1 protein-coding gene is annotated in these 14,938 nt (G+C 58.9%); it reads right to left on the minus strand.

Features of this window, described 5'->3' with window-relative positions; genetic code table 11:
* Nucleotides 1-83 precede the first annotated feature (83 nt).
* A complete protein-coding gene (locus AC0LWT_RS11975; protein WP_474681479.1) occupies nucleotides 84-14,843 on the minus strand; it encodes a non-ribosomal peptide synthetase in 14,760 nt (4,919 codons plus the stop codon).
* Nucleotides 14,844-14,938: the final 95 nt, after the last annotated feature.

A 14,938-nucleotide genomic window follows, 5' to 3' on the forward strand; every position in this document is an offset into this window, starting at 1 on the left:
TAGACCGCCCTTTGCCGGGGGTGCCGCCGGGCCGGCAAGCCTGCAGCGGCAGCGCACCCGTCAGAGGCGGACACGGGCTCTCATCAAAATGCAAAATCGATGGAATTTTGTAAAAGCGCACGGTTGTCCGGGCTGGCGCCATGGCTCAAATCGCGGATGATCCGCGACGGATCGTCGGCGATTTCGGCAAGCAGCGCAAGGAAATCGTCCCGTAAATTTTCAACTGCATATTTGCCGAAAAGCTTTGTGCAATATTCAAGCGAACCTCGAAGCTCTTCCTCATCCCAGCTCATCGACAAGGTCAAATCGAATTTGGCGACGCTATGCTCCTGTTCGTAAGCGCGGAAAGCAAGGGATTCGATCGAAGCGTCCGCCCGTTCGGTATTTTCCATGACGAACACGGTATCGAACAACGGATTCCGGCTCGGATCGCGCTCGATCGGAAGCCGGTCCAGCAGCTCTTCAAGCGGATAGCCCTGGTTATCGAAAGCTTGCAGCGTCCGTTCCTTCACTTCCAGCAGGAAATCGATAAACCGCTTATCTCCGCCCGGGAAATTGCGCAGCGCCAGCGTATTGACGAACATGCCGACGATCGGATCGAGATCCGCATGCGAACGCCCTGCGACCGGAGTTCCGACGATGACATCCGCCTGTCCCCCGTATTTGGCGAGCAGAACGTTGAAGGCCGAAAGAAACAGCATGAAAGGCGTGCTTCCCGAATCGGCGGCCAACTTCCGCAGCTGCTCAGCCAGTTCCGGTTCGACCGTAAACTGCAGCAGCGCGCCTTCGAAGCTGCGGATTTGCGGTCTCGCATAGGCGATCGGCAAGTTCAGAACCGGCAGTTGTCCGGTAAATTGGTTCAGCCAATAAGCTTCCTGCTTCAAATAGCTTTCGGACGCAGCGGCTTTCTGCTGCCAAACGGCGAAATCTTTATATTGAATGTCCAGTTCCGGCAGCTCAAGCCCTGCATACGACTGCGCAATCTCGCGGACGATAATTTCGGATGAAGCGCCGTCGGAAATAATATGATGCATGTCGACCATCAAAATGTGGCGCTCTGGCCCAAGCTCGATAAGGCCGGCGCGGAACAGCGGCGCTTCCCGCAAGTCAAAGGGACGCACGAACGACTGAATGTATATTTCCGCCGCGTCCGGAGCCGCTTGAATAAACTCCAGCGTGAAATCGGCTTCTGGTTGAATCCGCTGCGAAATTTCTCCGTTCACGGTTTCAAAGCTTGTCCGCAGCGATTCATGACGCCCGATCAGACTGCGGAACGAGTTTTCCAGCCGTTCGCGGTCCAACGGTCCCTCCACGCTTAGGACGGTCGGCATATTATAGCTGACCTCTCCGCCTTCGACATGACTCATTATATACAGCCGCTTCTGGGCGGAGGATACCGGGTAATAAGGCATCTTCTCGGCCTGAGGTATGCGGAAATACTCACTTTTTTCCATATTCTCCAAATGGCGGGCCAACTTCTCGATCGTCGGCGCCTGGAAAATGTCCTTGAGCGGAACTTGAATGTTCATTTCTTTATACATTCGGGTCGCCAAAGCCGTAGCCCGCAGGGAATGGCCGCCGATCTCGAAAAAGTTGTCGGTGATGCCGACTTTCGGCAGACGGAGCACTTCCTGCCACAAGCGCGTCAAGTGGATCTCCGTCAGCGTTCGCGGAGCCACATAGACGGCTTCCGCCTGTACGCTCGCTTCCGGTGCCGGCAGCGCCTTGCGGTCGATTTTGCCATTCGGGCTGAGCGGCATCCGCTCCAGCTGGATCAAATAAGTCGGCACCATGTAGGCCGGCAGCGTCTCCGCCAGCCTGCTGCGCAGCTCGCTGGCAGGCAGCTCCGTCTCCGCTACGTAGTACGCGCACAGCAGCTTTTGGCCGCTCTCGTCCGCGCGGGCGACGACGACCGCTTCATCCACGTGCTCCACGTTCAGCAGCTGCGACTCCACTTCGCCCAACTCGATCCGGTAGCCGCGGATTTTCACCTGGTGGTCGATTCGGCCCAGGTATTCGATGTTGCCGTCCGGCAGCCAGCGCGCCAAGTCCCCGGTCCGGTACATCCGGCCCCCGTCCGCGAACGGATCGGACACGAACTTCTCCGCCGTCAGCTCCGCACGGTTCAGGTAACCCCGCGCCACGCCGACGCCGCCGATGCACAGCTCCCCGGCCACGCCCGCAGGCTGCAATTGCAGCGTGCCTTCCTTCACGATGTACAGCCGCGTATTGTGGATCGGCTTGCCGATCGGGATGACCGGATAATGCACATCCGGCTCGCAGTCGAAGTACGACACGTCCACCGTCGCTTCCGTCGGTCCGTACAGGTTGATCAGCCGCGCGCGGTTCACCCACGCTACCGCCTGCTGGAACCGGGCCACGTGCTGCGGCGGCAAAGCTTCGCCGCTGGCGAATACTTGGCGCAGCGTTCCCAACTGCCCGGCCAGCTTCGCTCCCGGCTGCTGCTCCGCGTAATCGAGGAACGCGTGCAGCATCGCCGGCACGAAGTGCATCGTCGTCACGCCGCTGCGCTCGATCGTTTCCAAAATCCGCTCGGGGCTTTTCTCGCCCCCGACGGACAGCAAACACATGCTGGAGCCGACCATCGCCCACCAGAACAGCTCCCACACCGACACGTCGAACGTGAACGCCGTTTTTTGCAAAATGACGTCGCTTTCGCCGATCGGATACCGCTCATGCATCCACAAAATCCGGTTGATGACCGAGTGGTGCTCGATCATAACGCCCTTCGGCTTGCCCGTCGAGCCCGACGTATAGATCACATAGGCGACATCGCGTGGTCCGGCGAGCGGCTCCAGAGGCGATCCGTCGTACGTGTACGCGCCGCTGTCGTTCAGATCGATCAGCCCGGCCGCTTCCGCAGCGATGGCCGGCAGACGATCGAGCACATGCCGCTGGCTCAGCAGCACCTGTGCGCCGGAATCCTCGAGGATGTAGCGAATCCGCTCCTCGGGATACTCGGGGTCGATCGGCACGTAGGCGCCTCCGGCTTTCAGAATCGCGTAGATGCCGACGATCATCTCCATCGACCGCTCGGCCAGGATACCGACCTTGCCGTCCGGCCCAACGCCTGCGGCGCGCAGCGTGCGGGCCAGCCGGTTCGCCCGCTCGTCCAGCTCGCCGTAAGTCATCACGGCGTCTTCGAAACGCACCGCCGTCTTGTCCGGCGTGCGCGCAGCGTGCTCTTCGAACAGCGCGTGAATCGTCGCAAAGCTCGGATACGCCGCCGCCGTGTCGTTGAACTGCTGCAAAATTTGCTCCCGCTCCCGGGCCGTCATCACTTCAAGCTCGCCGAGCTTCAAGCAAGGATCGCTCAGAACGCCGTCGATCAATTGCCGGAAATGCAGCGCCATCCGCTCTATGGTCTCCCTGTCGAACAAGGCGTCCGTATATTGCAAGCTGCAAGCTACGATATCGGCGTCTTCGACGGCTTCGAACGTCAAATCGAACTGTACGGCTTTGTGGCCGTTAGGATAAGGCTCGACCTGCAAATCTTTGAAGCTCTTCTCTTCCCGCTGTCTGCTCTGCATGACGAACATCGTGTCAAACAGCGGATTGCGGCTGAAATCCCGCGGAATATCCAAACGCTCAATCAGCTCTTCAAAAGGGTATTCCTGATGCTCGAACGCTTGCAGCACCCGGTTTTTGACCTCTTGTACATAATCCGCAAACGTTTGGTCTCCCGACGGATGCATGCGGAGCGCCAGCGTGTTGACGAACATCCCGATCAGCGGCTCCAGGTCCGGATGCGGCCTGCCGACGATCGGCGTGCCGACCACGAGGTCGTCCTGCCCCGTGTAAGCGTGCAGCAGCGCTGTATATGCGGCAAACAGCACCATGTACATCGTCGAACCGGTTTGCGCCGCCAATCGCTTGAGCGCATCGGTGCGCTGCTCGTCAAGGACGAACGGAACCGTATCTCCCCGGAAGCTGCGGGCGGCCGGCCGCGGATAATCCGTCGGCAGGTTGAGCGCGGGAATTTCCCCGCGGAAGGCATCGAGCCAGTACGCTTCCTGCGCTTCGATCCGCTGCTGCTGATCCGCCCCCGCTCTCCACACCGCGTAATCCTTATACTGAATCCGCAGCGGAGGCAGCTCTTCGCCTTCATACAAACGAATCCATTCGTCGACGAATATTTCCATCGAAACGCCGTCCGTAATGATGTGATGCATATCAAAAAGCAGCAGATGCCGCTGCGGCTCAAGCGCGACAAGCTGGACTCTCCACAGCGGAGATTCCGATAGACGGAAAGGCCGTATAAAGCTGCGAATGACCGTCTCCGGATCGTCTTCGCCGATATGTCTTTCCTGCAGGCTGAACGCCGCTGCCGGATAGATGCGCTGCAGAGGCTCCCCGCCGCTCAGCTCGAACCCGGTGCGAAGCGTATCGTGACGGGCGATCAATTGCCCGAAAGCTTGCTCCAGGCGCTTCGCGTCAACATTGCCGATGAGCGTCACGACGCCCGGCATATTGTAAGCAAGCGCCCCCTCTTCAAGCTGGTGCAAAATATATAGCCGCTTTTGCGAGGAAGTTAACGGATAATATTCGCTTGCCGGCGCAAGAGGTATGGACGTATAGTCGGCTTGCTCCATACCGGATATCGCCGCCGCCAACTGCTCGACGGTCGGATGCTGGAATACGTCTTTCAGCGGAACGATCCGGCCCAATTCTTTTTGCAGCTGGGCGACTAACGCAGCCGCCCGCAGCGAGTGCCCGCCGAGCTCGAAGAAATTGTCCGTTACGCCGATTTCGGAAATGCCGAGCACGTGCTGCCAAATATGAACCAGCTTCGTTTCCATCTGCGTGCGCGGAGCTATGCGGGAGTCGCCTGTCTGATTCCCGCTCTCGGCCGGCAGCGCTTTGCGGTCGATTTTGCCGTTCGGCGTCAGCGGCATTTCGCCAAGCTGGATGAAGTACGAAGGCACCATGTAGCCGGGAAGCTCGGCGCCCAGCGCAGTGCGCAGCTCCTGGGCCGATACGTCCCTGTCCGCAACGTAGTATGCGTACAGCTGGTTTTGTCCGGCAGCGTCTTCCCGCGCGATAACGATCGTTTCCCGCACAGCCTCGGCCTGCAAAATTTTGGCTTCCACTTCGCCAAGCTCGATGCGGTAGCCGCGTATTTTCACCTGATGGTCGATCCGGCCCAAATATTCGATCCTGCCGTCAGAGAGCCATCTTGCAAGGTCCCCCGTCCGGTACATGCGTTCCCCGCTGAACCGGCTGACGACGAACTTGTCCGCCGTCAATTCCGGCCGGTCGTGGTAGCCTCTGGCCAGTCCTGCGCCTGCCACGCACAGCTCGCCAGGCACGCCCGCCGGCAGCAGATGACCGTCCGGGTCCACCATATAAACGTGGTGGTTCGGCATCGGACGCCCGATTGAAATCAAACGGTCCGCGTCCGGATCGGACGAAACCGGCCAAATCGAGGTTGCCACGGAATTTTCGGTCGGCCCGTACCCGTTGTAATAAGCGAGCTTGTCTTTCCACTTCAGCACCAGCTCTGCGGACGAAGCCGAACCGGCGGTAAACAAAATGCGCAAGCTCGGCATCGCCTCCGGCTCCAGATACACCGCATAGGTTGGCGGCAGTGATGCGACGGTAATGGCATGTTCGCGCATATAGCTCTCGAACAGTTGATAATTCAAAATCGTTTCGGACGTCGGCACGTACAAGGCCGCGCCGCAGAACAGCGCCTGGAACATATCCCAGCAAGCCGCATCGAAGGACAGGCTGGCGAACAGCAGCGTACGGTCCGACGTATGGATACGAAGCGTTTCATCGTAATAAGCTTTCAGATTCGTCAGCCCGTGATGCTCGACCATAACTCCTTTGGGCTTGCCGGTCGTGCCTGACGTGTAGATCACATAAGCCAGGTCGCCGGGGCCCGCTCCATATTCCGGATTCGTTCCGTCGGCACTGTAAACGCCCGGGTCATCCAGCAGGAGCACGGCGCTCGCCGTATCGCCGATCCGCGCCGCTAGCCGCTCTTGCGTGAGCAGCAGCCCCGCGCCCGAGTCGTCCAGCATGTAGCGGATGCGGTCTTCCGGATATTCCGGGTCAATCGGCACGTAGGCGCCTCCCGCCTTCATAATGCCGAATACGCCGACGATCATGTCCAGCGACCGCTCCGCCATCAGCCCGACCAGACGATCCGCCCGGACGCCTCTCTCCCGCAGCGTACGGGCAAGCCTGTTCGCCCGCTCGTTCAGCTCCCGGTACGTAAGCTTCTCGCCTTCGAAGTAAACGGCCATTTGCTCCGGCGTCCTTGCCGCTTGCTCTTCCAGCAGCCGGTGAATCGTCTTGTTTTGCGGCGACGGCATCGCCGTATCGTTGAAAATCTCGAAAATTTGCGCCCTTTCGCCGGCCGTGACGATTTCCAGTTCGCTGACCGCAGCGTCCGGATTGCCGACGGCCTGCTCCGTCATATAAAGCAAATGCTGACCGATCCGCTCTACGGCTGCCGGGTCATAGATGCGTTCGTTATACTCGAAACGAATCTGCAAATGTTCGCCCGGCGTGACGATCAGATTGAAGTCGTAATTCGTCTGCTCCATCATTTCCACATGGGAAATCTCGAAGCCGTTTTCCCCGCCGCCGCTGAGCTGCTCCATTTGCGCTTCCATCGGGAAGTTTTCGAACACCATAATATGGTTGACAAGATCCTGCTTCTGCTCGGTCAGAGCCTGAATTTCATAAAGCGGATGTGAATCATGCATATGCGACGCCAGCGCCTGCTTTTGAATGCGCACGGCCAATTCGTCGAACGTATCCCCTGCCTCGCGCAAAATCCGCACAGGAATCGTATTGATAAACAATCCGATCATGTTCTCGATGCCGGGAATTTCCGCCGGACGCCCGGATACAACGCTGCCGAAGACGACGTCTTTGCTGCCGTTGTATTTTTGCAGCAGAAGCCCCCAGACGGTTTGCAGCAGCGTGTGGATCGTCACCTGATGCCGCTTCGCAAAACGGTTCATCCTGGCTGTCAAATCCGTGCCGAAATCGCAGTAATGGCTTGTGAAACTTTGCCCTTCGGCCTTGCCTTGCGGCCTGCCGGCCGGCAGTACGGTCTGATTCTCGTAACCTGCCAAATACCCGCTCCAGTACGCGGTGGCCTCGTCTTTATCGCGCGCTTCCAGCCATGCGATATAACGGCTGTACGGCGTCACCGGTGCAAGCTGCGGCGTCCGCTGCCCGATCATGGCATGATACAGCTCGAACACCTCTTCCGAAACGAGTGACAAACACCAGCCGTCCATCAAAATATGATGGGAACTCCAGATGAAGCGGTAGTCGTTCTCCCCCGTGCGCAGCAAGGCGACTCTCATCAGAACGTCCTGCGTCAAGTCAAAGCCTTGCCGCTTGTCTTCGCTCATCCGGCGCTCGACATAAGCTTTCCGCTCCGCTTCGGGCATCTCCCGCAAATCTTCGTAATGAAAACCGCCGCGCTTCCTGCGGAATACGAGCTGCAAAGGACGGTCTCTCCAGCCGACGTATACGTTCGTGCGGAAAATCTCATGCCGGTTCATCAGTGCGGCAAAGCTTTTCTCGAACGTCTCCGCATCGAACCGGCCGTGCAGGTCAAACGTCGTCTGCTCAAAATAGGCCGACGAGCCGGCGTCCAGCATGCTGTGGAACAGCATGCCCTGCTGCATAGGCGTGAGCGCGTATATATTTTCGATTTCGCCGATATGCCGCGTCGCCGCCGCGATCCGCTCCAGCTCCTCGGACGTCATTCCTTTGATCGAGAGGTCGCTAGGCGTCGCTTCCGATGTTTCCCGCGCCGAGCAGTGAAGCACGACTTCCTGCAGGCTGTCATGCAGAAGCGCAGCCAAACGCTCCATCGTTTCCTTGCGGTATTGTTTGCAGCTGTAGCTGATCGTCAGCGACAGCTCGCCGCCCGAAATCATCCCGTTGATGTCAAGCGAATACGTTCTGGCCGCTTTCGCGCTGATTGGGTCGCCGCCGGAATAAGGCGATATGTCCAACGTGCCGCCGGCAAGGTCCTGATCGAACTGGCCCAAATAGTTAAAGCTGATTTCCGGCTCCGCGCCAAAAGCAGCCGACTTGGCGGCTTCGGACAAGTACCGCCAAATGCCGTACCCGACGCCTTTGCTTGGCACGGTGCGCAAGTTTTCCTTCACCGTTTTGATGCGCCCGGATACATCCGCGCTTGCGCCCATGTCGAGCACAACCGGATATTGGCTCGTAAACCAGCCGACCGTACGCGATATATCGATATCCGGCATGATCGCTTCGCGGCCGTGTCCTTCCAGAGTGACGGCTACACGTTCGATGCCTGACCAGGCGTGAACCGCCATGCCCAGCGAGGTCAGCAAAAGATCGTTCATTTCGGTGCGATAGGCGCGATGCGCCTGCTTCAGCAGCAGCTCCGTCGTTTCCTCCATCCAGGTGACGGTCACGACTTCGCTGTCGCCGATCAGGGAGTTCAGACCTTCGCTATCTTTCGGCAGAGCCGAATAGCCGGCTTGTTCGATCCGCTCCCAATACGCATGCTCGCCGGCGAGTTCCGGACGATTCGCATAGTCGTGAAGCCGGCTTGCCCACAATTGGAAGGAATCCGTCTTTTGCGGCAGCCGGATCGCCTGCATGCTTAGCGCCTGCTCATACGCGGTTGCCAGATCCTCGAACAAAATCCGCCAGGAGACGCCGTCCACGACCAAATGGTGAATGGCGATGAGCAGATGGTCTCCGTCCTTGCAGCGGAACAGCCCCAGGCGCAGCAGCGGCCCTTCGCTCAAGCTGATGCCGCCTTGAATGAGGCTCGCTTTCGCCTCGATCGCTGCCGCAGGCTCCGCCTCGTCCTTCAGATCGATGATTTCCAAACTGTACGGTTCGCCCTCGTCAAGCCCCCGGTACCAGGCTCCCTCGCCGCGAATGACAAAGCGCAGCGCGTCATGATGCTCGGCTAGCTTGCTCACCGCTTTGCGGAGCGCTGCTTCATCAAAGCCCGATTTGCGGTAAAGCAGTACGGCCTGATTGTGGTGATGCTCCTCTTTATAGTCTTGCTCAAAAAACCAGAGCTGCACGGGCGTCAACAACGCCTCGCCGGTTGCGGCGCCCTGATCGGCGATGCGGCTGACCCGCTGCACATACGGACTCAAGGCTGCAACGGTCGGATTTTGAAACAGATCTTTCATTTCCATCCGGTAACCGGCTTGATACAGTCTGGAGGAAACCTGCAGCGATCTTATCGAATCGCCGCCAAGCTCAAAGAAATTGTCGCGGATGCCGACGGTCCGGACGCCCAATACGGCCTGCCACACTTCGCAGAGCGTCTGCTCCACGGCCGTGCGGGGCGCCGCATAGTCGGCTCCTCCTGCGAAGCCGTCATTTTCCGGCACCGGCAGCGCTTTTCGGTCGATTTTGCCATTTGGCGTAAGCGGAAGCCGTTCCAATGTCATCAGCCGCGCCGGCACCATGTGGGCAGGCAGCGATTGCTGCAAGTGCGCTTGCATCGCCGCCATATCAAGCGTCTCTCCTCCGGAGGCCGCATACCCGCACAAATATTTGCCTCCGCCGTCGTCGGTACGATCGATAACGACCACCTGCTTGACGCCCGGAAAACCGAGTATAGCCGATTCGACCTCGCCCAGCTCGATGCGGTAACCGCGAATTTTCACCTGATGGTCCATGCGGCCGATAAAATCCACGTTGCCGTCGTCCATCCACCGGGCCAGGTCGCCGGTCCGATACAGCCGTTCTCCCGGCACAAACGGGTTCGCGACGAACTTTTCATCGGACAGCTCGGGACGGTTCAAGTAACCTCTTGCGACGCCGGGACCGCCGATGCACAGCTCCCCGGATACGCCGACAGGCACGGGGTTCAAACTTGAATCAAGAATATAAAATCTGGCGTTGAGCGACGCCTTGCCGATCGGCACGCTGCCCGCCGAAGGAAGCTTGCTCAAAGGCTCGTCATAGAAGCTGGAATCGATCGCCGCTTCCGTGACGCCGTAGCTGTTGATGATGCGGATTTGCGAGCCGTAGCGCTCCTGCAGCCTGCGGTAGTCCGCAACGCTGCAGCTGTCCGAGCTTGTGATAAGCAGGCGCAGCGAGCTGATATCCAGTTGCTCGGCTGCAACATGCTCCATGAACGGAACGATCAGCGCAGGCGTCGATTCAAACGAAGTGATTTGGTATTCGTGCAAATAACCGTACAGCTTCACAGGATCGATCCGGTCTTCCTTCCGGCAAATGAACATGGCGCCGCCGTTCAGCAGCGTCCTTGCGATATCGCCGGTGAATACGTCGAACGAGAAGCTGGCAAGCTGCAGCAGCCGCAGCGGGAACTCCAGCAAGCGGTACTCCCGGCGGTAGGCGAACGCCGTATTGACCAAGCTCCGATGTTCGATCATGACGCCCTTCGGACGCCCCGTCGTCCCCGACGTATAGATCACATAAGCCAAATCGTCCGGCGCATTGACATTCGGACCATCGGCGGTCGAGCCCGCATAGACGGACTCGTCGTCGAGGCACAGCACGGCTCGCGGTTGCTGCGCCGTTTCAGTCTCACCCTGCTGCTGCGCGAGATGCAGCAGATGGGACTGCGTCAGCAGCACGGCAGCGCCGCTGTCTTCCAGCATGAACCGGATGCGTTCAGGCGGATAATCCGGGTCTAGCGGCACATAGGCGCCGCCCGCCTTCCATACGGCGAGCACCGCCACGATCAGCAGGGTGCTGCGTTCGGCAAGAATGCCGACCCTGTTTTCCCGGCCGATGCCTGCGCCGCGCAGCGTTTGCGCCAGCCGGTTGGCCTGCTCGTTCAGCTCGCGGTACGTCAACCGGTTTTCCGTATCGCTGACAGCCAGACGTTCGGGCGTCCAATGCGCTTGCTCTTCGACATAGACATGAAACGGCTTTTCAAGCAGCGGTTCCAGACCTTCGGCGCCTTTGCCGCTAAATGCGTGTAAAAGCTGCGCTTTTTCTTCAGCCGCAATAAATTCGAGCGCGGACAAAGGAAGCTGCGGATCGCGGGCAATGGATGCCAAAATTTGGCTGTAATGATTGGTGAGCCGCTCTGCCGTCGCTCTTTTGTAAACCGCTGTCGCATACTCCAGATGGAACGCGATGCCGTCTTCCTCTACAGCGCCTTCCAGAGAAAGATCGAATTTCGCGACGGAGTCTTCCCGCGGATAAGCGGAAAAGCGAACATCCTCAAAGCTCGCGTCTGTCTGCTCCGCATTTTTCAGCTCGAACATCGTATCGAATAAAGGATTGCGGCTCATATCCCGTTTGAGCTGCAGCCTGCTGACCAGCTCTTCGAACGGATACGCCTGATGCTCGAACGCGCTCAGCGTTTTTTCCTTTATGTCCTGCAAAAAGCTGTAAAACGTTTTGTCGCCGGCCGGGTAGCTGCGGATCGCAAGCGTATTGACAAACATGCCGATAAGCGGCTCCAGGTCGGCATGAATGCGTCCGGCAACAGGTGTGCCGACGACGATATCTTCTTGTCCCGTATATTTATGCAAAAGGGCTGCATAAGCGGCGAGCAAAACCATATAAAGCGTGCTGCCGCTCCGCGCCGCCAGTTGGCGCAATGCGTCGCTCGTTGTCCGGTCAACGGCAAACCGAACGCTGTCCCCTTCAAAGCTCTGCACGGCGGGACGCGCAAAATCGGCTTTGAGATCCAGCGTCGGCAGCTCGCCCTGAAACGTATCCAGCCAATACGCCTGCTGCTTTTGCCATTCTTCATTTTGCATGTTCGCCTGCTGCCACACCGCATAATCTTTGTATTGATTGCGCAGAGGCGGCAGCTGCCCGCCGTTGTAGAGCAGCGCAAGTTCATGGATGAAAATGTTTAGCGAACCGCCGTCCGATACGGTATGGTGCATGTCGATCAGCAGCAAATAACGCTCCGCCCCCTGCTCGATCAGCCCAGCCCGCAGCAAAGGAGCTTGGGCAAGGTCAAACGGACGCACAAAGCTTTGAACCGCCGCCTCCGTCTGATCTTCATGCGCGCGGATATCCTCTATAGCGAATTCGATATGCTCATGAATACGCTGCACAGGCTCTCCGCCCGCAAGCTCAAAGCTCGTTCTCAGCGTTTCATGCCGTGCAATCAGCTTGCGGAACGCCTCCTCCAGACGATTGCGGTCCAGCAGCCCTTCCGCCAGGACGACCCCCGGCATGTTATACCCCAGCGCTCCGCCTTCCAGATTGCTTAAAATGTACAGCCGTTTCTGCGCCGAGGAAACAGGATAATACGCGCTCTCCGGCGCATTCGGAATCGCGGCGAGCATGCGGGTTTCCTTGCTTTCGATCCTTTGCGCCATCTGTTCGACCGTCAGTGTCTGGAACACGTCGCGAATTTCCAGCTGTTTGTTCATTTCTTTATGAATGCGGGCGACAAGCGTCGCGGCCCGCAAGGAATGGCCGCCGATCTCAAAGAAGTTGTCCTTCACGCCGACGCGTTCAAGGCCCAAAACATCCCGCCAAATTTGCGCGAGCTTCATTTCCGTCTGCGTGCGCGGAGCCGTATACTCCGCTTCCGAGCGAACGCTCGCTTCCGGAGCGGGCAGCGCCTTGCGGTCGATTTTGCCGTTTGGGCTGAGCGGCATCCGCTCCAGTTGGATCAAATAAGTCGGCACCATGTAGGCCGGCAGCGTCTCCGCCAGCCTGCAGCGCAGCTCGCTGGCAGGCAGCTCCGTCTCCGCCACGTAGTACGCGCACAGCAGCTTTTGGCCGCTCTCGTCCGCGCGGGCGACGACGACCGCTTCATTCACGCGCTCCACGTTCAGCAGCTGCGACTCCACTTCGCCCAGCTCGATCCGGTAGCCGCGGATTTTCACCTGGTGGTCGATCCGGCCCAGGTATTCGATATTGCCGTCCGGCAGCCAGCGCGCCAAGTCCCCGGTCCGGTACATCCGTCCGCCGTCCGCGAACGGATCGGCCACGAACTTCTCCGCCGTCAGCTCCGCGCGGTTCAGGTAGCCCCGCGCCACGCCGACGCCGCCGATGCACAGCTCCCCGGCCACGCCCACAGGCTGCAATTGCAGCGTGCCTTCCTTCACGATGTACAGCCGCGTATTGTGGATCGGCTTGCCGATCGGGATGACCGGATATTGGACATCCGGCTCGCAGTCAAAGTACGACACGTCCACCGTCGCTTCCGTCGGTCCGTACAAGTTGATCAGCCGCGCGCGGTTTACCCACGCTACCGCCTGCTGGAACCGGGCCACATGCTGCGGCGGCAAAGCTTCGCCGCTGGCGAATACTTGGCGCAGCGTTCCCAACTGCCCGGCCAGCTTCGCTCCCGGCTGCTGCTCCGCATAATCGAGGAACGCGTGCAGCATCGCCGGCACGAAGTGCATCGTCGTCACGCCGCAGCGCTCGATCGTTTCCAAAATCCGCTCGGGGCTCTTCTCCCCGCCTACCGACAGCAGGCACATGCTGGAGCCGACCATCGCCCACCAGAACAGCTCCCACACCGACACGTCGAACGTGAACGCCGTTTTTTGCAAAATAACGTCGCTCTCGCCGATCGGATACCGCTCGTGCATCCACAAAATCCGGTTGATGACCGAGTGGTGCTCGATCATGACGCCCTTCGGCTTGCCCGTCGAACCCGACGTGTAGATCACGTAGGCGACGTCGCGAGGCCCGGCGAGCGGCTCCAAAGGCGATCCGTCATGCGCGTACGCGCCGCTGTCGTTCAGATCGATCAGCCCGGCCGCTTCCGCAGCGATGGCCGGCAGACGATCGAGCACATGCCGCTGGCTGAGCAGCACCTGTGCGCCGGAATCTTCGAGGATGTAGCGAATCCGCTCCTCGGGATACTCGGGGTCGATCGGTACGTAGGCGCCTCCAGCTTTCAGAATCGCGTAGATGCCGACGATCATCTCCATCGACCGCTCGGCCAGGATGCCGACCTTACCGTCCGGCCCCACGCCTGCGGCGCGCAGCTTGCGGGCCAGCCGGTTCGCCCGCTCGTCCAGCTCGCCGTAAGTCATCACGGCGTCTTCGAAACGCACCGCCGTTTTATCCGGCGTGCGCGCAGCGTGCTCTTCGAATAGCGCGTGAATCGTCGCAAAGCTCGGATACACCGCCGCCGTGTCGTTAAACTCCAGCAAAATTTGCTCCCGCTCCCGGGCCGTCATAATTTCGATTTCATCGATAGGAGCACCCGGATTCGCCAGCGCTCCGGTGAGCAATTGCTGAATATGAACGGCCAACTGCTCGACAGCTTCCCGCCCGTAAAGACCTTCGTTGTAGATCAGGTTCAACTGCACGCCGGCTTCGTCCATGCCAAACGCAAACTCAAGATCGGAAACGACCGATCCCGGTTCGTAAAACGTATGTAAATGGCGGAAAGAAAACATCGTATGAATAATCGGAGCTCCGCCGGGCTCGTATTGCATATTCAAATCGCCGGCCATTTTTTGCAGCGTCATATTTTGATGGGCGATCGATTCGCTGACCGTCGCGCTCAGTTGGGACAATAGCGATTTATACGACTCCTGCCCGTTCACTTCGGCTTTCAGCAAAATGAAATCGTTCAAAAGCGGCGCATCGGACGTTTTGACCGGAGGCATAGCAAGAATGACATTCGCTTCATTCGTATATTTGTAAAGCAGACAACTTACGCCCGCAAGCAGCAGGTTGGATAATGCGATCGTAGAACCGCCGGCAATCGCGCTCAGCCTTTCGGTCATTCGGGCAGGCAGCGCGCAAGGCACAATGCCGGTTGATTGGGCTTGGCGCTTCAAGTCTCTGCTGCTGGTCGCCGCGCTGTAAGGAACCATGGAGATCGTATCTTCGGCGGCAAATCTGTTCGTCCAAAATGCCCGTTGCTTTTTCATCAAAAGAATCCCCCCGGTTCATTTCAAAAAGGATGTTGCAGAGTGCATGCCTCCACGCACGCACTCTGCAATGGGCTGCTCATAACCGGCAGCTG

Source organism: Paenibacillus sp. sgz302164, from assembly GCF_056120505.1.